The sequence below is a fragment of the Knoellia koreensis genome, assembly GCF_013041615.1.
Lineage (GTDB): Bacteria > Actinomycetota > Actinomycetes > Actinomycetales > Dermatophilaceae > Pedococcus > Pedococcus koreensis.
The window spans coordinates 135,237-156,743 of the sequence record NZ_JABEPQ010000004.1 but is presented as its reverse complement, the minus strand read 5'-3'; the positions used below and the strand labels follow the sequence as shown (position 1 = coordinate 156,743).

The following is a 21,507-nucleotide window of genomic DNA, read 5'->3' as shown; positions in this document are numbered from 1 at the left end:
CGGTGTGCAGCCGCCGGTGCCGGTGATCCGGCCCCGGCGGCTGCGCCAGTCCGTGCCGCTGCGACGGCTGGTGGCCGAGACGCGGCTACACCCCGCCGAGCTCGTGCTCCCCGTCTTCGTGCGTGAGGGAATCGATGCGCCGCAAGCGATCTCGGCCATGCCGGGCGTCGTGCAGCACACTCTCGAGTCACTGCTCGAGGTCGCCCGCGAGGCGGTCGCGGCCGGCATCGGCGGGCTCATGGTGTTCGGCGTCCCCGTCGACAAGGACGGCCGCGGGTCGGGCGCCGACGACCCCGACGGCATACTCAACGTCGCCCTGCGCCGGCTCGCCGACGAGGTCGGCGACGACATCGTCGTCATGGCCGACCTGTGCCTCGACGAGTTCACCGACCACGGGCACTGCGGCGTCCTCGACGAGCGCGGCCGGGTCGACAACGACGCCACGCTCGAGCGGTATGCCGCGATGGGCCTCGCGCAGGCCCGCGCCGGCGCCGAGGTGCTCGGCCTGTCGGGGATGATGGACGGACAGGTGGCGTACGTGCGCGAGGCGCTCGACGCCGAGGGCTTCACCGACACCGTGATCCTCGCGTACTCCGCCAAGTACACCTCAGGGCTCTACGGGCCGTTCCGCGAGGCCGTCCAGTCGTCCCTGCAGGGCGACCGGGCGACCTACCAGCAGGACCCGGCCAACGGGACCGAGGCGCTGCGCGAGCTCGAGCTCGACATCGCCGAAGGGGCCGACATGGTCATGGTCAAGCCGGCCATGCCGCACCTTGACATCGTCGCCGCTGCGGCCGCGATGTCGCCGGTCCCCGTTGCGGCATACCAGATCTCGGGTGAGTACTCGATGATCGAGGCCGCCGCCGCGAACGGCTGGATCGAGCGCGAGCGGGCGGTCATGGAGTCGCTGCTGAACATCCGGCGGGCCGGGGCGCAGGTCATCCTGACCTACTACGCCCTCGAGGCCGCCGCGCTGCTGCGCTGACACGCAAAACGGGGGTTGCTGACACAAAACGGGGCGTAGTAGCTCCCGTTTCGTGCACGCAACCCCCGTTTTGCGGGAAGCGCCCTGAGGCGGTCAGGCCTTGACGAGCTCCACGTCGAGCGCGAGCTTGATCTTGTCGGAGACGAGCACGCCGCCACCCTCGAGGGCGACGTTCCACTCCAGGCCCCAGTCCTTGCGGTTGACGTCAGCGGTGGCCTCGAAGCCCGCGCGCTGGCCGCCCCACGGGTCGGTCTGCACGCCGTTGAACTCCAGGTCGAAGGTCACCGGCTTGGTGACGCCCTTGATGGTGAGGTCGCCGGTCATCGAGTCCTCGGTGATCTTCGTGGAGGTGAAGGTCATCGTCGGGTTGTTCTCGGTGTCGAAGAAGTCGGCCGAGCGCAGGTGGGTGTCGCGGTCCGCGGCGCCGGTCTCGATCGAGGCCAGCTGGACGACGACGTTGACGGTCGACTCGGTCGCGGGGTCGGCCACGTTGATGTCGGCCGTGTAGTCGGTGAACTGGCCGCGGACCTTGGTGACCATGAGGTGACGGGCGGTGAAGCCGATCACGCTGTGCGAGGCGTCGACGGTCCAGGGACCGGCGGGCAGGTCGTTGATGCTGGCCATGGTGAGCTCCTGTGGTGAGGGTGAGGGGTGGCCGGGGGACTCCGGCGGACTTCACCCTCAACATAGCAGAGGTGCTTGATATTTCAACCACAGTGCACGAGTGCCATACTGCTGCCCCATGGGCACCAGTTCCGCCGGCGAGCCGCGCTGGCTCACGACCGACGAGCAGCGGGCTTGGCGTGCCTACCTGCGTGGCAGCAGGCTCATCGAGGAGGCCCTCGACAAGGACCTGCAGTCCCACGGGGTGCAGCTCACCGAGTACGAGATCATCTCCATGCTCTCGGAAACTCCCCGCCAGCGCCTGCGCATGTCGACCCTCGCGGACCTGGTCGTCCAGTCCCGCAGCCGGCTGACCCACACCGCCACCCGCCTGGAGAACCGCGGCTGGGTGCGCCGGGAGGCCTGCCTGGAGGACAAGCGCGGCGTCGAGCTGGTGCTCACCGACCAGGGCCAGGCCGCCGTCGAGGAGATGGCCCGGGTCCACGTGGAGAGCGTCCGCCGAGCCGTGCTCGACCCCGTGCCACCCGAGCTGTTCCTCGAGCTGGGTCGCGCCATGGAGGCCATCCGGCTCGCCCTCGCGCCGGACCTGCCGCACCCCGCGGTCATGGCCGAGGCGGAGGACCAGGGGCCGATCGCCGCCGAGGCCTGACCGGGCCGGTCCCCACGTGGCCGCGCCACCCCGCGGCTGTCTTCGCGGCGCCTTCCCGGCCCCTTCACAGAACGCACAGGGGTGGCTGGGACAATGGCGCCATGACGGCATACCCCTCCGACGCCCCCGCCTCCCAGGCGCTGCTCGACCGGGCTCTCGCGGTGACCCCCGGAGGCGTGAACTCGCCCGTCCGGGCCTTCCGCGCGGTCGGCGGGACACCTCGCTTCATGGTGTCGGGCCAAGGGCCCTACCTCACCGACGCCGACGGTCGTGAGTACGTCGACCTCGTCTGCTCGTGGGGGCCGATGATCCTCGGCCACTCCCACCCGGCGGTGCTCGAGGCCGTGCAGCAGGCCGCCACCCGCGGCTTCTCGTTCGGCACCCCGAGCGAGAACGAGGTGGCGCTCGCCGAGGAGATCGTGGCGCGGGTCGAGCCGGTCGAGCAGGTGCGGCTGGTCTCCAGCGGCACCGAGGCGACGATGAGCGCGATCCGGCTGGCGCGCGGGTTCACCGGCCGATCGCTCATCGTGAAGTTCGCCGGTTGCTACCACGGCCACGTCGACTCGCTGCTCGCCCAGGCCGGGTCGGGCGTCGCCACCTTCGCGCTGCCGGACTCCGCCGGGGTGCCGAAGGAGATGGCGGCCGAGACGATCGTGTTGCCCTACAACGACATTCCCGCGCTCGAGGAGGTCTTCGCCGAGCGCGGAGCCGACATCGCAGCGGTCATCACCGAGGCGTCACCGGGCAACATGGGCGTCGTCCCGCCGCTGCCCGGGTTCACCGCCGCGCTGCGCCGTGTCACGGCCGAGCACGGTGCACTGTTGATCTCCGACGAGGTGATGACGGGCTTCCGGTGCAGCCGCGCCGGCTGGTTCGGGCTCGAGGGCGATGCGGGGTATGCCGCGGGCGCACCTGACCTCTTCACGTTCGGCAAGGTCATGGGCGGCGGTTTTCCGGCGGCCGCCTTCGGCGGTCGCGCCGACGTCATGGCGATGCTCGCGCCGACCGGGCCGGTCTACCAGGCGGGAACGCTGTCGGGTAACCCGGTGGCCACCGCCGCAGGCCTCGCCACGCTCCAGCACTGCACCGACGACGTCTACACCCGGCTCGGCGAGGTGTCCGACGCCCTGACGACGGGGGTCGGCGAGGCGCTGGACGCAGCCGGTGTCCCGCACGTGATCCAGCGTGCGGGCAGCATGTTCAGCGTCTTCTTCCGCGACGGCGCGGTCACCGACTACGACACCGCGCGGGCGCAGGACGTGCCCGCGTTCGCGGCGTTCTTCCACTCGATGCTCGACCAGGGCGTGCACCTGCCGCCCAGCGCGTTCGAGTCGTGGTTCGTCAGCGCGTCCCACGACGACGCAGCGGTGGACCGGGTGCTGGCCGCGCTGCCGACGGCGGCGTCGGCCGCAGCCGCAGCGTTTGCGACAATCGACCGGTGAGTCCCGTCGCGCCCGAGCGCACCGTCGTGCACCTGATGCGCCACGGAGAGGTCCACAACCCCGACGGCGTCCTCTACGGCCGGCTCGACGGCTACCACCTGTCCGAGCTCGGGGCCCGCATGGCGCAGCAGGTGGCCGACCACCTCGTGGACCGTGACATCACGCTGGTCGTCGCGTCGTCGCTGCTGCGCGCCCAGGAGACGGCGTCCCCCATCGCCGCCTCACACGGCATACCCGTCACCACCGACGACCGGGTGATCGAGGCGGGCAACACCTTCGAGGGCACCCGGGTCGGCACCATGCGCCCCATCGACTTCGTGCACCCGCGCTACTGGAAGCGGATGAGCAACCCGCTCAAGCCGTCGTGGGGCGAGCCGTACGCCGAGATCGCGGCACGGATGCTCGCGACGATCGCCGAGGCGCGGTCCGCGGCGGCCGGGCACGAGGCGGTCATCGTCTCCCACCAGCTGCCCATCTGGACCGCCCGCAACGCCCTCGTCGGCGCGCGCCTGTGGCACGACCCGCGCAAGCGCGAGTGCCGACTCGCCTCGCTGACCACGCTGACCTATGCCGGCGGGCAGCTCGAGTCGATCGAGTACTCCGAGCCGGCGGGTGCCCTGCTAGCCGAGTCCCAGGGAGGGACGGGATGAACCGCCGACGTATGCCGCGTGCGCTCGCCGCGCTCGCCGTGCCAGTGCTCGCGTTCGCGCTTGCGGGGTGCAGCGACGACCCGAACTCCATTGCGGCACAAGCCAAGGACGGCAGCCAGAAGGGTTACATCTCCGGCGACGGCGCAGTGGAGATCATCCCGGCCGCCAAGCGGAACAAGCCGGTCACCCTGGCCGGGACCACCCTCGACGGTGACGCGTGGAAGCTCAGCGAGGCCAGCGGCAAGGTCGTCGTGGTCAACGTGTGGGCCTCGTGGTGCGGTCCCTGCCGGACCGAGGCGCCCGAGCTGGCGAAGGTGTGGGAGTCCTACCAGGGCAGCGGCAAGCCGGTCGTCTTCATGGGCATCAACACCCGCGACAACAAGGCCTCCGGCATCGCCTCGGCCAAGAAGTGGGGCACGAACTACCCCTCCCTCGACGACCCCTCCGGCGAGCTGATCCTCGGCCTCCAGGGCAAGGTCACGTCCCCTCCCACGACGCTCGTGCTCGACCAGTCGGGCCGGATCGCGGCCCGGGTCAACGGCGAGGTCAAGGCCTCGACCCTGACCGGGCTGGTCGACGACGTCCTCACCGAGACGTAGGCGACTGCCCTCCATGACCGCAATCACCGCCGACGTCGGCGACACCGTCTCCTCCGGCGCGCTGCCCATCGCCCTGGCCATCGCCCTCCTCGCGGGGGCGGTGTCGTTCGCGTCGCCGTGCGTCCTGCCCTTGGTGCCGGGCTTCCTGGGCTACGTGACCGGGCTGTCCGACGAGTCGCTGGAGCAGCGTCGCCGGCACCGGCTGGTCCTGGGGGCCTTGCTGTTCGTGCTCGGGTTCACCGTGGTGTTCATCGTGCTGACGGCGTTCCTCGCCGGGGTCGGCGCGACCCTGGTCGAGCACCGTGGCCTGCTGATGCGGGTCGGCGGCGTGCTCGTCATCCTCATGGCCGTCGTCTTCCTCGGAGCCGGCACCCAGCGCGAGCTGAAGCTGCACTGGCGGCCTGCCTCCGGGCTGGCCGGCGCACCGCTGCTCGGCGTGGTCTTCGCGCTCGGGTGGGCCCCGTGCACCGGACCCACCCTGGCGGCGGTGCAGATCCTCGCCACGACGACTGGGGACCAGTCCGCGGTGACCCGCGGGATCGTCCTTGCCGTGGCCTACTCGCTGGGGCTGGGCGTGCCGTTCCTGTTGATCGCTGCGGGCTACGAGCGCTTCGGTGCGGTCTCGCGCTTCCTGCGCCGGCACCAGCGCGGCATCCAGGTGTTCGGTGGCGTGCTGCTGCTCGCGATCGGCCTCATGTTGGTGACCGGTGTGTGGGAGAGCTGGACGCGCTACGTGCAGACCGCCCTCGTCGGCACCTTCCGGACGGTGATCTGACATGGCCGAGCAGACCACGACCAGGCCGCAGGCGCCGACCCCCGAGCCGGGCGGGAAGGGTTCCGGTCCCCGCGAGCCCATCACCCAGCCCAAGCTGGGTCTCGTCGGCTGGCTGCGCTGGATGTGGCGCAACCTCACGAGCATGCGCACGGCGCTGTTCCTGTTGCTGTTGCTCGGCATCGCCGCCCTGCCCGGGTCGTACTTCCCGCAGCGTGGCATCGATGCCGCACGCACCGCCCAGTGGATCGCGGACCACCCGACGGCTGGACCGTTCCTGGACCGGCTCGGGTTCTTCGAGGTCTACGCGACGCCGTGGTTCTCGGCCATCTACCTGCTGCTGTTCATCTCGCTCGTCGGCTGTGTCGTCCCGCGCACCAAGGTGCACTGGAAGGCCATGCGCTCCACCCCGCCGCGCACCCCCGCCCGGCTGTCCCGCCTCGAGCACCACGCGAGTGCCGAGGTCGACGCGACTCCCGAGCAGGTGGTCCAGGTGGCGCGGGAAGCCTTGCGGCGCAGGCGGTTCCGGGTCCACAGCCACGACGACGTGACGGTGAGCGCGGAGAACGGCTACGTCAAGGAGACGGGCAACCTCGTCTTCCACTTCGCGTTGATCCTGGTCATCGTCGGCGTCGCCATCGGTTACCTCTTCGGCTGGAAGGGCGACGTCATCGTGCCCGTCGGCAAGACGATGTCGAACCAGCTGTCGCAGTACGACACCTTCAGCCCCGGCCCGTGGGTCAACCCCGAGAAGCTGGCCCCCTTCACCATCAAGGTCGACCGATTCGACGCGACCTTCGAGGAGAACGTGACCGGGCGCGGCCAGTTCGGGCAGCCACGCAACTTCACGGCATACGTCACGACCAAGGACGCACCGGGGGCCGCGCCGAAGGACTCGACGATCCAGGTCAACCACCCCCTGGAGATGGACGGCGCCGGCGTCTTCCTGCTCGGCAACGGCTACGCGCCCGTGGTCACCGTGCGCGACGCCAAGGGCAACGAGACCTTCAGCGGCCCGGTGCCGTTCCTGGCCCAGGACAACAACTACCGGTCGGTCGGCGCCATCAAGGTCACCGGCGCCGACCCCAAGCCGCTCGGCTTCAGCGGACTCTTCCTGCCGACGGCTGTCGTCAACAAGGACCAGGGCCCCATCTCGATCTTCCCCGACCTGAAGAACCCGGCCCTCGCCCTCACGCTCTACGAGGGTGAGCTCTTCCCCGGCGGCCGTCCCCAGTCGGTCTACCTGCTCGACACCGCGCAGATGACGCAGGTGACCAGCAAGAACGACAAGACCGGCCAGACCGAGCCGCTGCGCATCTGGCTCGAGCCGGGGCAGACCTTCGACCTGCCCGGGGGCCGTGGGTCGATCACCTTCGACCGGGTCGACCGGTTCGCCGGGCTGTCCGTGCGGCACGACCCCGGCCGCTGGCTCACCCTCGTCGCCGCGCTGCTGGCCCTGGCCGGACTGATCGTCACCCTCACCGTGCGGCGGCGCCGGGTGTTCGTCCGCGTTTCCCCCGCGGGCGACGCGGGCCGTACCGTGGTCACGGTGGGCGGCCTCACCAAGGGTGACGACGACGGCCTCGGCCGCGTGGTGGAGCGCGCACTCACCGACATCACCTCGGCCCTCCCGGGGACACCCGACACCAGCACTGAAACCTCGACCAGCACCGACAGGGACCCACGCCCATGACGAACGAGACCTTCGCGGGTTACTCCAACCTCGCCCTCTACTCGGCCATGGCCGTGTTCCTGGTCGCCATGATCTGCAACGCGGTCTACCTCGCCGGCCTCGTGCCGAGCCGCGACCGGCGCCGCGACGCCGGCGCCGAGCGCGAGCTGGTGGCAGCGGGCTCCGCCGGGGGCACGGGCAGCGCACCGGCCGCGGCCGGCGCCCGGACGGCCGCGCGAGCCGACGACGGACCGGACGTGGACGTGCCGGCCAAGGCGCGCAAGGCCGCCGGGATCGCCTCGACCATGACCTGGCTCGGCGCGCTGCTGCTCGTCGTGTCGGTGGCGCTGCGCGGCCTGTCGGTCGACCGCTGGCCCCTGGGCAACATGTTCGAGTTCGCCGTGATGGCCTCGATGTTCACCTCGCTCGCCTACTGCGTGTGGTCGACCCGGCGTGACCTGCGCTGGCTGGGGCTGTTCATCACCGGGCCGCTGCTGCTGGTGCTCGGCATGGCAGTCACCGTCTGGTACACCCAGGCCGCGGAGCTGCTGCCGTCGCTGAAGTCCTACTGGCTCGTGATCCACGTGACGGTCGCCGTCATCGCCATGGCGATCTTCACCCTCGGGGCCGTGGCGAGCGTCCTCTACCTCGTCAAGGACGCCTTCCAGCGGTCCGGTCGCGCCAGCATCCTGGACCGCTTCCCCTCCGCGGAGTCGATGGAGCGCACCTCCTACGGCCTGCACATCGTGGCCTTCCCGCTGTGGACCTTCACCCTCATCGCCGGTGCCATCTGGGCCCGCCAGGCCTGGGCGTCCTACTGGAACTGGGACCCCAAGGAGGTCTGGACCTTCGTCATCTGGGTCGTCTACGCGGCATACCTGCACTCGCGCGCGACCAGCGGAATCAGCCGCCAGGTGGCGAACTGGATCGCCCTGGCCGGGTATGTCTGCCTGATCCTGAACTTCACCGTCGTGAACGTGTTCTTCGTCGGCCAGCACTCCTACTCGGGGCTCTGAGCCATGCTGCGATACACCGTCCTGCGGCTGCTGGTCTTCTTCGGCGTGCTGTCCCTGCTGTGGCTGCTCGGCCTGCGTGACCGCGACCAGCAGTGGATGCTGCTCGTGCTGTCGGCGCTCATCTCGATGGTGCTGTCGTTCTTCGTCCTGGGCCGGTTCCGGGAGGAGTCGACGCGCCAGATCCAGGAGCGGTTCGAGCAGCGGGCACAGGCCAAGCAGGCGCGCGCCGCCGAGTCCGACGAGGCCGTCGAGGACGCCGAGGACGAGCGCGCCGACGACGGGCGCACCGAGTACCGCTGAGGCTGCTCAGGCGATCGCGGCGCCGACCGCGAGGCCGATGGCGAGCAGCACGGCATACGCCAGCTCGAGCATCCCGGTCGCGGCGAGGACGGGCACCAGGGCGCGGCCGGTGGCGCCGCTGCGCAGCGTGCGCAGCGGCTTGATGGCCAGGCCAAAGGCGAGCAGGGCCAGGTATGCCGGCCAGTGCCGGAGCGCGATCGCGACCGTCATGAGGATGGCGACCACGACGAGCAGAGCGTAGAGCCAGCGGGTGCCGGTGTCACCGAGCCGCACCGCCAGGGTGAGCTTGCCGCTCTCGCGGTCGGTGGGGATGTCGCGCAGGTTGTTGGCGACGAGGATGGCCGAGGCGAGCGCCCCGATGGCCACCGCTGCGGCCAGGCCGACCCAGGTGAGCCGCCCGGCTTGGGTGTAGAGGGTGCCCAGTGTCGCCATGAGGCCGAAGAAGACGAAGACGTAGACCTCGCCGAGACCGCGGTAGCCGTAGGGGTTGTCGCCGCCGGTGTAGCGCCAGGCCGCGAGGACCGCGAGCGCCCCGAGCGGCACCATGATCCACGCGTTGCTGAACGCCACCAGCGCGAGCCCGACGAGCGCGGCGAACCCGAAGAACGCGAACGCCATCAGCTTGACGTTGCGCGGGTCGGCCTTGTGCTGGCCGACGAGCCGGACGGGGCCGACGCGGTCGGCGTCCGTGCCGCGGATGCCGTCGGAGTAGTCGTTGGCGTAGTTGACGCCGATCTGCAGCGACACCGAGACGATCAGCGCGAGCAGCGCGAACCCGAGGTTGACGCGGTCGAGGGGGGCGGCGGCTGCGGTGCCGGCGATGACCGGCGCGATCGCGGCGGGCAGGGTGCGGGGGCGGGCGCCGGCGACCCACTGGGAAAGCGTGGCCATGGACTGTGGTGGCGTTCTCTTCGCTGGGCGGGGGACCTGTCGGCTCAGAGCCTACGGAGGAAGTCCGGGTCGTCGTCGGGGCCACGCGGGGGCGGTGGGGGGTGAGTTGTGCCACGACCAGGCCGGCTGCCGCCCTCACCGCGTTGCGGGCGGCCGGCGATGAACCACGCGATCGGTCCGACGATGGGGAACAGCAGCACGAGCAGGAGCCAGATCAGCTTGGGCAGGTTGCGAATCCGTGCGTCATCGGTCTGGATGCAGTCGACGAGCGCGTAGATGGTGAGCGCGATCGACAGCAGCCAGGGCAGCAGCCGGATCATGGCTCCATGGTCGCACGGAAGGCTGCTGCGATCGCGGCCCGGTCGGGCTTTCCGGGGCCGCGGCCGGGGATCGTGTCGAGCACCAGCAGGTGCCGCGGCAGGGCGTGGTCGGGGAGTATGCCGCGCAGCGCGGCGCGGACGTCGGTCACCGCCGGTGCCGGGGCGCCGTCGGTGAGGGTGAGGGCCGCGGCCACGGCCTGGCCCCACTCGGGGTCGGGGACGCCGACGACGACGGCCTCGGTCACCACCGGCAGGTGCGCGGTCAGGGCCTCCTCGACGACTCGTGGCGCGACCTTGAGCCCGCCGGTGTTGACGAGGTCGTCGATGCGCCCGTCGACGTGCCAGTGGCCGGCGTCGTCGAGGTGGCCGACGTCGTCGGTGCGGAACCACCGCGTCCCGTCGGGGTCGGTGGTGAAGGCTTGCCCGGTGAGGTCGGGGCGACCGAGGTAGCCCGTCGCCAAGGTGGCCCCGCCGAGGCTGATGCGGCCGTCGCCGTCCGTGCGAACACTGCTGCCACGCAACGCGATCCCGTCGTAGACGCAGCCACCACAGGTCTCGCTCATGCCGTAGGTCGTGACCGCCCGGATGCCCGCGTCGCGGGCGCGGGTGAGGACGCTCGGTGCGGTGGCGGCGCCGCCGACGAGCACGGCGTCGAGCTCGGCGAGGGCTGCCGTGGCCGCCGGGTCGGCGAGGCAGCGCACCAGCTGGGTGGGGACCACGGCGGTGTAGCGGCGGTGGGAGCCGCGGTCGGCGGCCTGACGGGCCATGGCGGTGACGGCACGGGTCAGGGCCGTCGGTGTGAAGCCGTCGCGCAGGTCGGTGAAGTGCGGCTCGGTGCCCGCCGCGAGGCAGCGCAGCAGCACCTGCACGCCGGCGATGTGGTGCGGCGGCATGGCCAGGAGCCAGTCGCCCGGGCCGCCGAGCCGTTCGTGGGTGGCGGCGGCGCTGGCGGCGAGGGAGCTGGCGGGGAGCATGGCGAGCTTGGGGGTGCCCGTCGAGCCCGAGGTGCCGACCACCAGGGCGGTGCCGGTGTCGGGCACGGCGCCCGCGGGAGCTTCGGGGGGAGGTGAGCCCGCGGCATACGGGAGCACGGCCGGGCCGGTGCCGGTGAGCGCGGCGCGAAGGGCCGGGAGCGCCTCACGTGCCTGCTCGCCGGGCGCGATGGCGAGGGGCAGGAGCTCGGTCACGGTCCGAGGCTACGACGTCGTGGTGGGCGGGGAGCGAGGGTGTGGTGCGCGCGGATGCGAACCTGGGTTGCGCATTTGCCCAACCCAGGTTCGCATCTCTGGACGCATCCCCCGCGCCGCGCGACCATGGGGAGGTCGGAAGGCGGTTGGTCATGGGCGGCGACACGACGACGAAGACGGACTTCGCGGCATACATCGAACGCGTGCGTGCACACCGCGCCGAGCTGCGCGACTCGGTCGCGGCCGTGGACGAGGCGCTGGCCTCGCCGATCGCCAAGGGCGGGGCGTGGCGCGAGCGCGTGCGGGCGGCGCTGGCCGAGCTGAGCCATGACTTCCGCGACCACGTCGACCTGACCGAACGCGAGGGCGGCATCTACGACTCGGTGCGGCGCAGCGCCCCGCGGCTCATCGCGGCCGTCGACCGGCTGACGGGGGAGCACGCGCAGTACGCCGAGGACATCGCCGGCTATCTCGCGGTGCTCGAGCACGGCGGCACGATGGGCGACCTGCCGGCGTTCCGCGAGGAGGTCACCACGCTGATGGGCCAGCTGGTGCGGCACCGGCAGACCGGTGCGGACCTCGTCTACGAGGCGTTCCAGGTCGACCTCGGCGGCTCGGGCTAGCTGTCGGCAAGGCTCAGAGGCACCAGGGGAAACCGCGGCACGCTCAGGGGCTGTTGGTGACGATGACGGCACTATGCGGCTGACCGCCGTCAGTCACCGCCGTTAGCGATGCGCTGAACGAACTCATTTACCCAAGCGACGGCATCGTCGACGTCGGGGAGCACGTCGATGTCCTCAACTGCCGCCTCATAGAGCGTGGCCCAGCCATCGCCGCTGACGACGGTCGGCGGCCATGGCTGCTGGCGCCGGTACTCGAAAAGTCGGACACACTTGGTCCCGACCTGCGCGAGGTCAAGATCCTCCCCTTGTTCCAACAATTGAAGGTCGACAAGGTCGCGCACACGCTCGCTCCCGGGTCCCGACACGGCGTGGAGCTTCTGCGCGACCTGGTGATCCACGCGCATCACGGGCACGGGCTTCGGTGCTTCGAGCCCGACCTCGGTAAACAACTGCGCGAGGTCGTCAGCGAGCTGGTACTCCGGCTCGTCCGCATCGCCAATCTCGTTGTGGCCGAGCTCGAACCTCACTGTGCACCAAGGTCGTCCACGGTAGTCGAGCTTCACGTCGAACGGCTGCATGACGTACGCCGTTGGCACTCCGGGTGGCCGGGGTGCAGCCTTCTCGATCAGCCTGCCGGTGAAGCCCGCCCAGCCGACAGTCAGCGAGTCCTCAAAGTCACTTCGAAACCGGGCCAATGGCTGAACACGAGCGCGTCGAGATCCTGGGTGAACCGCGTCCCTCGGCCATAGCGAAGCGCCATCGCGCTGCCGCCCTTGATCGCTCCCTCCGGGAGCATCTGGCCGACCACGACGAGAGCCATGCCGACGCGTCGTCGAATGGCGAGATCATCGCTGCCCTCGAGGTTGCGGATCCGCTGCTCCAACGACCGGACACTGTTCGGTAAATCGGCGTAGCTCACGACCGGAGTTCCTTCCTGACCCGCTGCCACTCCTTGGTGGTCACCAAGCCTTCCTTCCGCGCTTCCTCGGCAGCCTCCATCAGGCGGCTCCGCTCGATCCGCCCACGGCACTCGAGGATCGCATCCGCAACGCGTTGCGACTCCAGTCCCTCGTACTGCGTCGTGACGACATCGCCCTTCACCAGCGTCAGGTCGATGAACGGCGGCAGCTTCGGCCTGGCTCGCTTCCGGACCGCGACCCTGATCCGTCGAGGGTTCACGTCTGCGAGCCCGAACAACGCCAGTACCGAGTCGCCGTGGAGATACGACCCCTCGCCCGCACGCAGTAGCGCCTCGGCGAACTGCGCGAAGGGGGTGGCAGGCGCATCCGGCAGTCGATAGAGCCCATAGGCAACGTTCTCCAGACCACCGCGAGCAGCAAGCTTCGGGAGCTCGACGGCTGGGACACCCGCCTCGGCCGCCTGCTTCGTGGTGACGTAGCCGTAGTGATCGAGCGCGATTTCGCGCACGACATTTCGGTACTTCACCCCGACGACCATGTCACAACTATACCGAAAGCAGTAGTGTTGTGACATGATCTGCCTTGGCTGGAGCAAATGCGGTGCTCTTCCGAAGGCGCATCACCTGATCGGCGCGGGTAGGGAAAGCAATCCGAGGGATCGCGGTCCCGCGAGCGCCCGTTCGGGAGGTCCCATCGAGTCAGTCATCGGAACTCGCGAACGAGTTCGATCAAGCCAACGATGTGCCGGTTGAACTCCACCAGATCCTCAGCAGGGATCCAGTACTCCAGGATCGTCTGGCCGCCCGCCTGCTGGACGTCGTACCTGTCGAGGAAGTCCTTCTCGACCTCAAAGCGCGTCACGTAGCCGACACCGCTCGCCTTGACGTTCCAGTCGCGGGCGATCCTCACGGCGTAGTCCTCGTTCAGTACTGGGTAGAAGATCGGCTGGTCCGGCAACCTGGGCGGCCAGGCGCGCCAGCCGGAGGCCTCCACCAGTGCGAGCTCCTCAGGCCCGGTTGGACGCCACAGGGTGACCGTCTCCATGGGCGCAGTATGCCGTCGGGTCAGAAGTACCAGGGGAACGGCGACCAGTCGGCGTCGCGCTTCTCGAGGAACTGGTCGCGCCCCTCGACGGCCTCGTCGGTCATGTAGGCGAGCCGCGTCGCCTCGCCGGCGAACACCTGCTGGCCCATGAGCCCGTCGTCGACGAGGTTGAACGCGAACTTCAGCATCCGCTGGGCCTGCGGGCTCTTGCCCAGGACCTCGCGCGCCACCTCGAGCGCCGTCGACTCCAACTCGCCATGGGAAGCAACGAGGTTGACCGCGCCCATCCGGTGCATGTCGTCGGCGGAGTAGGTGCGCCCGAGGAAGAAGATCTCGCGGGCGAACTTCTGGCCGACCATCCTTGCCAGGTAAGCCGATCCGTACCCGCCGTCGAACGAGCCCACGTCAGCATCCGTCTGCTTGAACTGCGCGTGCTCGCGGCTCGCGATGGTGAGGTCGCACACGACGTGCAGCGAGTGCCCGCCGCCGGCCGCCCACCCCGGCACGACCGCGACGACGACCTTGGGCATGGTGCGGATCAGCCGCTGCACCTCCAGGATGTGCAACCGCCCGCCCTCGGCCTTGACCCGCCGCTCGTCGATGTTGCCGGCCGTGTCGTCGGTGAGGTCCTTGGAGTACTGGTAGCCCGAGCGCCCGCGGATGCGCTGGTCGCCGCCGGTGCAGAACGCCCACTTCCCTTGGCTGCCAGTGCCTTCCGGCCCGGGACCGTTGCCCGTGACGAGCACACAGCCCACGTCGGGGGTGCGTCGCGCGTGGTCGAGCGCGGTGTAGAGCTCGTCGACCGTGTGCGGCCGGAACGCGTTGAGCACCTCGGGCCGGTCGAACGCGATCCGCACCGCCCCGACGTCCTTGGCGCGGTGGTAGGTGATGTCGGTGAAGTCGAACCCGGGCACCTCGTCCCACGCCGACGCGTCGAAGGTGTCACTGACCTGGGGGAGTGCGCTCACCTGCGCGAGCCTAACCGCGCCCAGGGCGAGGTATGCCGCGTGGTCGCCCACGCGGCATACCTCGCCGTGCGTCCTGGCCGCGACCGGCGCAGGTCAGGCGTCCAGCACCTCGACGTCGAGCCCGGGGAAGCGGCGGAAGCCGCGGTTGAAAGTGACGAATCGCGCGCGGTGAGCGATCGCCACCGCGGCCAGCCACGCGTCGCTGAGGTCTGGGCCGCGCAACCCGAGGTTGGTCACCAGGGTGGCGAACCGTGACCACGAATCCGTGGTCGAGTCGAGCCGCACTGACCTGGGCGCGTCGCGCAGGCTCGCGCAGAACTGCAGGGCCTGGTCGGTGTTGAGCGGCCTGCGCATGAGCCGACGGTGCGTGACGATGCGGGCGGTCGAGATCAAGGTCGTCTCGACCAAGCCCACCGGCTCGCCACCGTTCAGGCCCTCCTCGAGGGCCGCGAGGGCGCGATCATGGAACGCGCCCTCGGGGTCGAGGGCGTAGACGAAGACGTTGACGTCGAAGATGATCACGGCAAGCGGTCGTTGTCGCCCAAGGCGTCGGCGAGCGCCTCCTTGTCGAGGATGTCGACCAACAAGCCGCCACCGTCGAAGCTGGGCATCACCCAGCGCTCGGTCGCGGCCTCTTCGCGCCGAGCAAGCTGCTCGCGCAGGGCGTCCTCGAGAACCGAGCTGACGGTGCGGTGGGTGCGCGCGGCGAGCTGCTTGGCCTCAGCCAGGAGCTCGTCGTCGATCGTGATCGTGGTGCGCATGCCTGACAGTCTACGGCGACCGCATCACTGCATCAGCCATGTGCATCATGATGCGGTGTGCGGAAAAGAATCCTGTGGACAACTCCGAACAGCCTCGCTGCGCATGCCAGCCTCGAGGGAGGCGATGCCCGGGTGGGCGTCACGACGGACGGGGACAGGTATGGATGGGCAGGGGTACGGCGGGGACGGCTGGGGATACGACGACCGGGTCGTGGACTTCCCCGAACGCGATGGCTGGTACGACAGCTATGCGAGCTACGACCACTACGACGAGCACCGGGACCTCGGCTCGCTCACGATGCTGGTCCTGATCAACGACGAGTTGGTCGACACCGTGCGCAAGCCGGTGAAGGGGAGCGGTTACGAGCGGGTGGCGCGGGAGCTGGGCCGAGGGTCACCCGCAGCACCGCCGCGCGAACGCATCGTGGAGGTGCCCGCCCAGCCACGGCACGAGCTGCAACGGACCTGGCTGCGCATGCTCGTGGGCGGCGCCGAGGCGCTCGAGCGCCTCGACAGCACGCCGCTGCCCGAGGACGAGCCGGCCACCCTCGACGACGTGCGGGCCGAGCTGCGCGAGCGGCTCGGGGCCATCCTCGAGCGCACCGACACGTGGGCTCTGGACCTCTTCGGCGCCGAGGTGCGCACGGCCTGCCGGCGTCTCGGGGTGCGTGCCGTGGTCGCGGAGCCCGCGCTGCTGACCGGCAGCGACCGCGACGACAGCGCCGCCGCGGCCTTGCTCTACGCCGTCGCGAAGGGCAACGACCTCGTGGGCGCCGGCCGGGCCCTGTCGGCCACCGTCTTCTACCGCTGGGTCGGTCTGAAGTCGTCGCCCCAGGAGCGGGCCCGCCGCTTCGCGCACGCGGTCGCCGGGGTGGAGCCGGTGACCGCCTGGCATTCGCGTCTGGGCACGAAGAGCTCGACGCCGGACGTGTGGAACCTCGGCTCTGCCGACTTCCTCACGGGCACGTTCCGGCGGCACCTGCTGCGGGCTCGGGACCTCGCCGACGCCGAGGCCGGAGCGTCGGCGACCGCATCGGCCACGGGCTGAGCCCCGGCCGGCGACCGCTCAGGCGGCGAGGGCCTTCTCGATGTCGCCGGAGATGGCGTCGGGCTTGGTGGTCGAGCCGTAGCGCTTGATGACCTGGCCGTCGCGGCCGAGGAGGAACTTGGTGAAGTTCCACTTGATCTTGTCGCCGAGCAGGCCGCCCTTCTCGGACTTGAGCCACTCGTAGAGCGGGTGGGTGTCCGGGCCGTTGACGTCGATCTTGGCGAACATCGGGAACGTCACGCCGTAGTTCTTCTGGCAGAAGGCGCCGATCTGCTCGGAGTCGCCCGGCTCCTGGCCGCCGAACTGGTTGCACGGGAAGCCCAGCACCACCAGCCCCTGGTCGGCGTACTGCTCGTACAGCTTCTCCAGGCCTTCGAACTGCGGCGTGAAACCGCACTCGCTGGCGGTGTTGACGACGAGCACGACCTTGCCGGCGTAGTCGGCGAGGCTCTCGTCGGTGCCGTCGAGCCGAGCAGCAGTGAAGTCGGACAGCGTGGTCATGGGGCTCCTTCGCCGGAGGTCGGTGGTCCTGCTCACGGTATTCGGAACCGACCGGCATACGGTTGGGGGGTGCCCGCGCTGCCCGCCCTCGACGACCTGTTCGACGGCCTGCGGGTGGTGGCCATCCCGATGCGGGTCCGCTTCCGGGGGGTCGAGGCCCGCGAGGCCGCGTTGCTGTTCGGCCCGGCCGGGTGGGGTGAGTTCTCGCCCTTCCTCGAGTACGCGCCGCCGGAGGCGTCGCGCTGGCTCGCCGCCGCCATCGAGGCCGGGTATGCCGGGTGGCCGGTGCCCGTGCGCGACGTCGTCCCCGTCAACGCGACGGTGCCGGCGGTGCCGCCGGAGCGGGTCCTGGACGTCATCGCCCGGTTCGACGGGTGCCGCACGGCCAAGGTCAAGGTCGCCGAGGCCGGCCAGACGCTGCGCGACGACGTCGCGAGGGTGGCCGAGGTGCGCCGGGTGATGGGGCGTGACGCACGGATTCGCATCGACGCCAACGGCGGCTGGTCGGTCGCCCAGGCGAGGGACGCGCTCGCGACGCTCGCGGCATACGACCTGGAGTATGCCGAGCAGCCGTGCTCGAGCGTGGAAGAGCTGGCAACCCTGCGAAAGGTGTTGGCACGCAACGGAATCGATGTGCCCATTGCTGCCGATGAGTCCATCCGCAAGGCTGAGGACCCGTTGCGGGTGGCGCGCGAGGAAGCGGCCGACATCGTGGTCGTCAAGGTCGCGCCGCTCGGTGGCGTGGCTCGGGCGCTCGACATCGTGGCCGAGTCCGGACTGCCGGCCGTGGTGTCGTCGGCACTGGACACCTCCGTCGGCATCAGCGCCGGTGTCGCGCTGGCTGCAGCGCTGCCTTACCTCCCGCACGACTGTGGTCTCGGCACGGTGGCGCTGCTGGCCGGTGACGTCAGTGCCGAGCCGCTCGAGCCCCACGGTGGGCGGCTGCCCGTGGGAACTGTGCAGGTCGACGACGAGCTGCTCGAACGCTGGGCCGCGCCACCGGCGCGGGTGCGGTGGTGGCGCGAACGGGTCACCGCGGCATACGACGTGCTTGCGTCTGCGTGAACGGCGGCCATAGCCGCCGTTCACGCAGACGCAAGCACAGGGAGCGCACGGGAGCGCACAGGACACGGGCAGGCGGCGGCAATACAGTCGGGCCTGTGAACATCGTCTTCGTCGAGCCGGGTTTCCCGGCCAACCAGCGCCGGTTCGCCCTCGCCCTCGCCTCGGTGGGGGCGAACGTCATCGGCATCGGCGAGTCCGACGAGTGGGCGCTCGACGACGAGCTGCGCGGGGCGATGGGCGGCTACTACAAGGTCGGGTCGGTCACGAACCTGCGCGAGATGCTCGAGGCGACCCGCTACATCCAGTCCAAGGTCTGGGTCGACAAGCTCGAGGCGACCGTCGAGGCGCACACCATGACGGCCGCGCAGGTGCGCGAGGCGACCGGCATACCCGGCACGTCGGTCAAGACGACGTGGCTGTGCCGCGACAAGCCGTCGATGAAGGCGGCCCTGCGTGAGGCGGGAGTCCCGACGGCGGCGTCGGCGGCGGTCGACCACGCCCACGAGGCCTGGGAGTTCGCCGAGCGGATCGGCTACCCCCTCATCCTGAAGCCGCGCGACGGTGCCGGCGCCAAGGACACGATGCGTGTCGACAACGACACCGAGCTGGCCCACGCGCTCACCGAGTTCGGGGCGCACGGCTCGACGTCGATCGCCATCGAGGAGTTCGTCGAGGGCCACGAGGGGTTCTACGACACCATCGCCGAGAGCGGCCGGGTGGTCCATGACTGGACGACCCACTACTACCCAAATGTGTTGGAGGCCATGCGAACCCGCTGGATCTCACCCCAGTTCGTCACCACCAACCGGATGGCCGACTCACCCTTCTACGGGGAGGTCGCCGAGATGGGCCAGCGCGTCATCGAGGCACTCGACATCGGCACCAGTGCCACCCACATGGAGTGGTTCTACGGGCCCAAGGGGCTGCGGTTCTCCGAGATTGGGGCGCGTCCCCCGGGCGTGGGTTGTTGGGACCTCTACTCGGCCAGCAACGACGTCGACGTCTACCGCGAGTGGGCGCACGTCATCGTCCACGGCACTCCCGAGCACGCCATGACGCGTCCCTACTCCGCCGGCATCGTGGCCCTGCGCCCCGACCGCGACGGTCGCATCGTCGGCCACAGCGGCCTGCACGAGATCCGCGACCGCTACAACGAGTGGGTGATCGACGCCTACTTCCCGCCGGACGGCCACCTCACCCAGCCGGTCGAGGCGGGCTACATGGCCAACGCCTACGTGCGGATGCGCCACCCCGACTACGACACCCTGCGCGCCATGCTCGACGACGTGGGCCGCACGGTCCAGGTCCACGCGGTCGCCGGCTGAGGCGCCCAGGCCCCAATGATGCGAACCGTCCTGCTCGGCCCGCAGCGCTTCATGACGACCGCCGGCACCGCCCTCCGCTCGCTCGGCGTCGATGGCCCCGTCGCCACCATCAACGCCGGGTGGGAGGAGCGCGAGGACGACGTCGCCGAGCTCGACCAGGTGCTCGGCGGCAACACCAGCCATCTGCGGCTGCACCACCGGCTGCTCGACGTGCTCGCCAAGGACGCGGCGTTCGCTGCGGCCGCCCTCACCTTCCGCGACCGGCACGACGCGCTCCTCGCTCTCTACCGGCTGCGCCTCGGGTTCGCCCTCGACGCCGCGTATGCCGTGCAGCGCCGCGTACGCGACGCCGCGCGCCGAGCGCCGGGCGACGGGTCCGCAGACGGTGAGCTCGCGGCATACGGGGCCCTCGACGACGCGGTCGCGGAGGTGAGGCACGTCGACGCCTGGTATGCCGCGCAGCTCAAGGAGCTCTACCGCGAGCTCGACGAGCGGGCGCCGTTGGTGGCGAGCGGCGTGATCGGATGGCACCGCGGGGAGATCGGCGCGCTCCTGGACGGTGCGGCGGCGCTCGTCATGCCCGGAGGCAACGTCGGGACACTGTTGCGAGTGTTGCGGCTGTTCGCGATTCGCATCCCCGACGAGCTGCCGGTCATCGCCTGGTCGGCCGGTGCGATGGCGCTGACCGACCGGGTGGTGCTGTTCCACGACTACGGACCGGAGGGGGCGCAGGAGGCCGAGGTGTTCGACCGCGGGCTCGGACGGGTGCCGGGAGTGGTTGCCCTGCCGCACGCACGGCGACGGCTGCGGCTCGACGACCACCCGCGGATGGCGGTGATGGCGCGACGGTTCACCGACGAGCACTGCCTGCTGCTCGACGACGGCACCGCCATCGAGGTCGGCGCGGACGGTGCACTGCCCGTCGGTGCGCGCATCCTCGGCACCGATGGAGCCGTCCACGACACCCAGAGGGCACTGTCATGAACACGCGACGCCTGGCGATCAACCGGTTGCGCGAACGGCTGCCCGCCGACGGCGCGGTGATCGACCGGTTCATCGCGCGACACGGCGCCCCGATCATCGAGGGGGAGCGGGCGACGTTCCTCTTCCGTGGCGCCGCCGACGAGGTGTGGGTGCGGCACCGGGTCGTGGGGCTGCCCGACCCGCTCGCGATGCGGCGCCTGCCGGGCACCGAGCTGTGGGCCGTCACCACCGACCTGCCGAGTGGGTCGCGGGTGGAGTACCAGCTGGAGACGCGGCGCGGCGAGCACTACGAGCGGTTCAACGACCCACTCAACCCGATCGTCGCCCACTCGCCGGTCGGGTCGAGCTCGGTGTGCGTCGCGACGGGCTACGAGGAGCCGTCGTGGGTGCACGAGGACCCGGAGGCGCGCAAGGGTGAGATCGTCGAGGACTCGTTGCAGTCCAAGGCATTACGGCGCGAGCAGCCCGTCAAGCTCTACCTGCCGGCGCGCTACACGAGGGCCCAGCGGTACCCGCTGCTGGTCGTCCACGACGGACAGGACTACCTCGACTACGCCGCCATGAAGACGGTGCTCGACAACCTCATCCACCGCCTCGACGTGGCGCCGCTGGTCGCGGCGTTCATCCCGCCCCGCGACCGGCTGGTGGAGTACCCGAACCATGCGCCGCATGCGCGCTTCGTCGCGCGTGAGCTGGTGCCGATGCTCGAGGGACGCCTGTCACTGCTCGACGAACCCACCGGGCGGTGCCTCATGGGCAGCAGCTTCGGCGGGATCGCGTCGCTGTCGACCGCGGTGCGATACCCCGGTGACTTCGGGTCGCTGTTCCTCCAGTCGGCGTCGATGGTGTTCACCGACATCGGCACCGACCACGGTGGGGGCCCGGCCTTCGACCCGGTCGTGAAGTTCATGAACCGCTACCGCGCCAAGCCGACGGCCCCGGTGGAGCGCATCTTCATGTCGTGCGGCACCTACGAGCCCCTCATCACCCCCAACCGGTCGATGGTGCCGGTGTTCCGCGGCACGGGCATGACGGTGAAGTACGTCGAGGCGAGGGACGGCCACAACTGGGCCGACTGGCGTGACCGGCTGCGCGACGGCCTGTCGTGGCTCTTCCCCGGACCGCAGAAGTTCGTGTACGAGTGAGTCGGGTGGACCCATG

27 protein-coding genes are annotated in these 21,507 nt (G+C 70.4%); 15 read left to right on the top strand and 12 right to left on the bottom strand.

Annotated elements, in window-relative coordinates:
• Positions 1-4 precede the first annotated feature (4 nt).
• Positions 5-985, top strand: a complete 981-nt coding sequence (gene hemB, locus HJG52_RS16495; protein ID WP_171244720.1) for a porphobilinogen synthase — start codon at positions 5-7, stop codon at positions 983-985.
• 93 nt (positions 986-1,078) lie between these two features.
• Here the strand turns inward: hemB and HJG52_RS16490 are convergent, their stop codons facing one another.
• Positions 1,079-1,609, bottom strand: a complete 531-nt coding sequence (locus HJG52_RS16490; RefSeq protein ID WP_171244719.1) for a YceI family protein — start codon at positions 1,607-1,609, stop codon at positions 1,079-1,081.
• Positions 1,610-1,727: 118 nt separating this feature from the next.
• Between HJG52_RS16490 and HJG52_RS16485 the strand changes: the two genes are divergently transcribed.
• From HJG52_RS16485 to HJG52_RS16450, 8 genes are all read left to right on the top strand, one after another.
• Positions 1,728-2,258, top strand: coding sequence for a MarR family winged helix-turn-helix transcriptional regulator (locus HJG52_RS16485; RefSeq protein ID WP_171244718.1), 531 nt, complete (start codon positions 1,728-1,730; stop codon positions 2,256-2,258).
• A 101-nt stretch (positions 2,259-2,359) separates the two neighbouring features.
• The gene (hemL, locus tag HJG52_RS16480) at positions 2,360-3,700 is read left to right on the top strand and encodes a glutamate-1-semialdehyde 2,1-aminomutase (protein ID WP_171244717.1); all 1,341 of its coding nucleotides are present in this window, start codon (positions 2,360-2,362) and stop codon (positions 3,698-3,700) included.
• 35 nt (positions 3,701-3,735) lie between these two features.
• Positions 3,736-4,350, top strand: a complete 615-nt coding sequence (locus HJG52_RS16475) for a histidine phosphatase family protein (RefSeq protein WP_171244888.1) — start codon at positions 3,736-3,738, stop codon at positions 4,348-4,350.
• On the top strand, positions 4,347-4,949 hold the full coding sequence (locus HJG52_RS16470; RefSeq protein WP_171244716.1) for a TlpA family protein disulfide reductase: 603 nt from the start codon (positions 4,347-4,349) through the stop codon (positions 4,947-4,949). The genes HJG52_RS16475 and HJG52_RS16470 overlap by 4 nt, the downstream gene beginning before the upstream one ends.
• 13 nt (positions 4,950-4,962) lie before the next feature.
• A complete protein-coding gene (locus HJG52_RS16465) occupies positions 4,963-5,724 on the top strand; it encodes a cytochrome c biogenesis CcdA family protein (protein WP_171244715.1) in 762 nt (253 codons plus the stop codon).
• A gap of 1 nt (position 5,725) precedes the next feature.
• Positions 5,726-7,414: a cytochrome c biogenesis protein ResB gene (resB, locus tag HJG52_RS16460; RefSeq protein ID WP_171244714.1), complete on the top strand. Its 1,689-nt coding sequence runs from the start codon at positions 5,726-5,728 to the stop codon at positions 7,412-7,414.
• The gene (gene ccsB / locus HJG52_RS16455) at positions 7,411-8,409 is read left to right on the top strand and encodes a c-type cytochrome biogenesis protein CcsB (RefSeq protein WP_171244713.1); all 999 of its coding nucleotides are present in this window, start codon (positions 7,411-7,413) and stop codon (positions 8,407-8,409) included. Before resB ends, ccsB begins: the two co-directional genes overlap by 4 nt.
• Before the next feature lie 3 nt (positions 8,410-8,412).
• Positions 8,413-8,709, top strand: coding sequence for a DUF4229 domain-containing protein (locus tag HJG52_RS16450; RefSeq protein ID WP_171244712.1), 297 nt, complete (start codon positions 8,413-8,415; stop codon positions 8,707-8,709).
• 6 nt (positions 8,710-8,715) lie between these two features.
• On the opposite strand, the gene HJG52_RS16445 is transcribed toward HJG52_RS16450, so the two are convergent.
• Genes HJG52_RS16445 through menE form a run of 3 tightly spaced genes read right to left on the bottom strand, consistent with a single transcriptional unit; the run spans position 8,716 to position 11,107 of the window.
• Positions 8,716-9,600, bottom strand: a complete 885-nt coding sequence (locus HJG52_RS16445) for a 1,4-dihydroxy-2-naphthoate polyprenyltransferase (protein ID WP_171244711.1) — start codon at positions 9,598-9,600, stop codon at positions 8,716-8,718.
• A 44-nt stretch (positions 9,601-9,644) separates the two neighbouring features.
• On the bottom strand, positions 9,645-9,920 hold the full coding sequence (locus HJG52_RS16440; protein WP_171244710.1) for a PLDc N-terminal domain-containing protein: 276 nt from the start codon (positions 9,918-9,920) through the stop codon (positions 9,645-9,647).
• A complete protein-coding gene (gene menE / locus HJG52_RS16435; protein WP_171244709.1) occupies positions 9,917-11,107 on the bottom strand; it encodes an o-succinylbenzoate--CoA ligase in 1,191 nt (396 codons plus the stop codon). Before menE ends, HJG52_RS16440 begins: the two co-directional genes overlap by 4 nt.
• A 152-nt stretch (positions 11,108-11,259) precedes the next feature.
• Here menE and HJG52_RS16430 point away from each other — a divergent pair, with 152 nt between their 5' ends.
• Entirely contained in the window at positions 11,260-11,730 is a 471-nt protein-coding gene (locus HJG52_RS16430) for a hemerythrin domain-containing protein (protein ID WP_171244708.1), read from the top strand.
• Between the two features lie 89 nt (positions 11,731-11,819).
• Here the strand turns inward: HJG52_RS16430 and HJG52_RS16425 are convergent, their stop codons facing one another.
• From HJG52_RS16425 to HJG52_RS16400, 7 genes are all read right to left on the bottom strand, one after another.
• Positions 11,820-12,308, bottom strand: coding sequence for a nucleotidyl transferase AbiEii/AbiGii toxin family protein (locus HJG52_RS16425; protein WP_206070988.1), 489 nt, complete (start codon positions 12,306-12,308; stop codon positions 11,820-11,822).
• Positions 12,309-12,388: 80 nt separating this feature from the next.
• Positions 12,389-12,649 carry a nucleotidyl transferase AbiEii/AbiGii toxin family protein gene (locus HJG52_RS20435; RefSeq protein WP_206070986.1) on the bottom strand — a complete coding sequence of 87 codons (261 nt, stop codon included), beginning with the start codon at positions 12,647-12,649 and terminating at the stop codon, positions 12,389-12,391.
• Complete coding sequence (locus tag HJG52_RS16420) at positions 12,646-13,188, bottom strand: type IV toxin-antitoxin system AbiEi family antitoxin domain-containing protein (RefSeq protein WP_171244707.1); 543 nt, start codon at positions 13,186-13,188, stop codon at positions 12,646-12,648. Before HJG52_RS16420 ends, HJG52_RS20435 begins: the two co-directional genes overlap by 4 nt.
• A gap of 164 nt (positions 13,189-13,352) precedes the next feature.
• Complete coding sequence (locus tag HJG52_RS16415; protein WP_171244706.1) at positions 13,353-13,694, bottom strand: hypothetical protein; 342 nt, start codon at positions 13,692-13,694, stop codon at positions 13,353-13,355.
• A 20-nt stretch (positions 13,695-13,714) separates the two neighbouring features.
• Entirely contained in the window at positions 13,715-14,662 is a 948-nt protein-coding gene (locus HJG52_RS16410) for a 1,4-dihydroxy-2-naphthoyl-CoA synthase (RefSeq protein ID WP_171244705.1), read from the bottom strand.
• A 93-nt stretch (positions 14,663-14,755) separates the two neighbouring features.
• Positions 14,756-15,184, bottom strand: coding sequence for a TA system VapC family ribonuclease toxin (locus HJG52_RS16405; protein WP_171244704.1), 429 nt, complete (start codon positions 15,182-15,184; stop codon positions 14,756-14,758).
• Positions 15,181-15,423, bottom strand: coding sequence for a CopG family ribbon-helix-helix protein (locus HJG52_RS16400; protein ID WP_171244703.1), 243 nt, complete (start codon positions 15,421-15,423; stop codon positions 15,181-15,183). The genes HJG52_RS16405 and HJG52_RS16400 overlap by 4 nt, the downstream gene beginning before the upstream one ends.
• A 160-nt stretch (positions 15,424-15,583) precedes the next feature.
• Between HJG52_RS16400 and HJG52_RS16395 the strand changes: the two genes are divergently transcribed.
• The gene (locus tag HJG52_RS16395; RefSeq protein WP_171244702.1) at positions 15,584-16,471 is read left to right on the top strand and encodes a hypothetical protein; all 888 of its coding nucleotides are present in this window, start codon (positions 15,584-15,586) and stop codon (positions 16,469-16,471) included.
• An 18-nt stretch (positions 16,472-16,489) separates the two neighbouring features.
• Here the strand turns inward: HJG52_RS16395 and HJG52_RS16390 are convergent, their stop codons facing one another.
• Complete coding sequence (locus HJG52_RS16390) at positions 16,490-16,972, bottom strand: glutathione peroxidase (RefSeq protein ID WP_171244701.1); 483 nt, start codon at positions 16,970-16,972, stop codon at positions 16,490-16,492.
• Between the two features lie 69 nt (positions 16,973-17,041).
• Here HJG52_RS16390 and HJG52_RS16385 point away from each other — a divergent pair, with 69 nt between their 5' ends.
• The 4 genes from HJG52_RS16385 (at position 17,042) to HJG52_RS16370 (ending at position 21,491) form a co-directional block, all read left to right on the top strand.
• Positions 17,042-18,037, top strand: coding sequence for an o-succinylbenzoate synthase (locus tag HJG52_RS16385; RefSeq protein ID WP_171244700.1), 996 nt, complete (start codon positions 17,042-17,044; stop codon positions 18,035-18,037).
• 95 nt (positions 18,038-18,132) lie between these two features.
• Positions 18,133-19,362 (top strand): ATP-grasp domain-containing protein, encoded by a 1,230-nt coding sequence (locus HJG52_RS20985; protein ID WP_171244699.1) that lies wholly within the window; start codon positions 18,133-18,135, stop codon positions 19,360-19,362.
• A gap of 15 nt (positions 19,363-19,377) precedes the next feature.
• Positions 19,378-20,346 (top strand): type 1 glutamine amidotransferase family protein, encoded by a 969-nt coding sequence (locus tag HJG52_RS16375; protein WP_240978118.1) that lies wholly within the window; start codon positions 19,378-19,380, stop codon positions 20,344-20,346.
• On the top strand, positions 20,343-21,491 hold the full coding sequence (locus HJG52_RS16370) for an alpha/beta hydrolase-fold protein (protein WP_171244698.1): 1,149 nt from the start codon (positions 20,343-20,345) through the stop codon (positions 21,489-21,491). Before HJG52_RS16375 ends, HJG52_RS16370 begins: the two co-directional genes overlap by 4 nt.
• The last annotated feature ends 16 nt before the right edge of the window (positions 21,492-21,507 follow it).

Coding starts and splice junctions, on each gene's coding strand:
- HJG52_RS16490 (WP_171244719.1), bottom strand. CDS start 1,609: ATGGCCAGCATCAACGACCTGCCCGCCGGTCCCTGGACCGTCGACGCC.
- HJG52_RS16485 (WP_171244718.1), top strand. CDS start 1,728: ATGGGCACCAGTTCCGCCGGCGAGCCGCGCTGGCTCACGACCGACGAG.
- hemL (WP_171244717.1), top strand. CDS start 2,360: ATGACGGCATACCCCTCCGACGCCCCCGCCTCCCAGGCGCTGCTCGAC.
- HJG52_RS16475 (WP_171244888.1), top strand. CDS start 3,736: ATGCGCCACGGAGAGGTCCACAACCCCGACGGCGTCCTCTACGGCCGG.
- HJG52_RS16470 (WP_171244716.1), top strand. CDS start 4,347: ATGAACCGCCGACGTATGCCGCGTGCGCTCGCCGCGCTCGCCGTGCCA.
- HJG52_RS16465 (WP_171244715.1), top strand. CDS start 4,963: ATGACCGCAATCACCGCCGACGTCGGCGACACCGTCTCCTCCGGCGCG.
- resB (WP_171244714.1), top strand. CDS start 5,726: ATGGCCGAGCAGACCACGACCAGGCCGCAGGCGCCGACCCCCGAGCCG.
- ccsB (WP_171244713.1), top strand. CDS start 7,411: ATGACGAACGAGACCTTCGCGGGTTACTCCAACCTCGCCCTCTACTCG.
- HJG52_RS16450 (WP_171244712.1), top strand. CDS start 8,413: ATGCTGCGATACACCGTCCTGCGGCTGCTGGTCTTCTTCGGCGTGCTG.
- HJG52_RS16445 (WP_171244711.1), bottom strand. CDS start 9,600: ATGGCCACGCTTTCCCAGTGGGTCGCCGGCGCCCGCCCCCGCACCCTG.
- HJG52_RS16440 (WP_171244710.1), bottom strand. CDS start 9,920: ATGATCCGGCTGCTGCCCTGGCTGCTGTCGATCGCGCTCACCATCTAC.
- HJG52_RS16430 (WP_171244708.1), top strand. CDS start 11,260: ATGGGCGGCGACACGACGACGAAGACGGACTTCGCGGCATACATCGAA.
- HJG52_RS16425 (WP_206070988.1), bottom strand. CDS start 12,308: ATGCAGCCGTTCGACGTGAAGCTCGACTACCGTGGACGACCTTGGTGC.
- HJG52_RS16420 (WP_171244707.1), bottom strand. CDS start 13,188: ATGGTCGTCGGGGTGAAGTACCGAAATGTCGTGCGCGAAATCGCGCTC.
- HJG52_RS16415 (WP_171244706.1), bottom strand. CDS start 13,694: ATGGAGACGGTCACCCTGTGGCGTCCAACCGGGCCTGAGGAGCTCGCA.
- HJG52_RS16400 (WP_171244703.1), bottom strand. CDS start 15,423: ATGCGCACCACGATCACGATCGACGACGAGCTCCTGGCTGAGGCCAAG.
- HJG52_RS16395 (WP_171244702.1), top strand. CDS start 15,584: ATGGATGGGCAGGGGTACGGCGGGGACGGCTGGGGATACGACGACCGG.
- HJG52_RS16390 (WP_171244701.1), bottom strand. CDS start 16,972: ATGACCACGCTGTCCGACTTCACTGCTGCTCGGCTCGACGGCACCGAC.
- HJG52_RS16375 (WP_240978118.1), top strand. CDS start 19,378: ATGATGCGAACCGTCCTGCTCGGCCCGCAGCGCTTCATGACGACCGCC.
- HJG52_RS16370 (WP_171244698.1), top strand. CDS start 20,343: ATGAACACGCGACGCCTGGCGATCAACCGGTTGCGCGAACGGCTGCCC.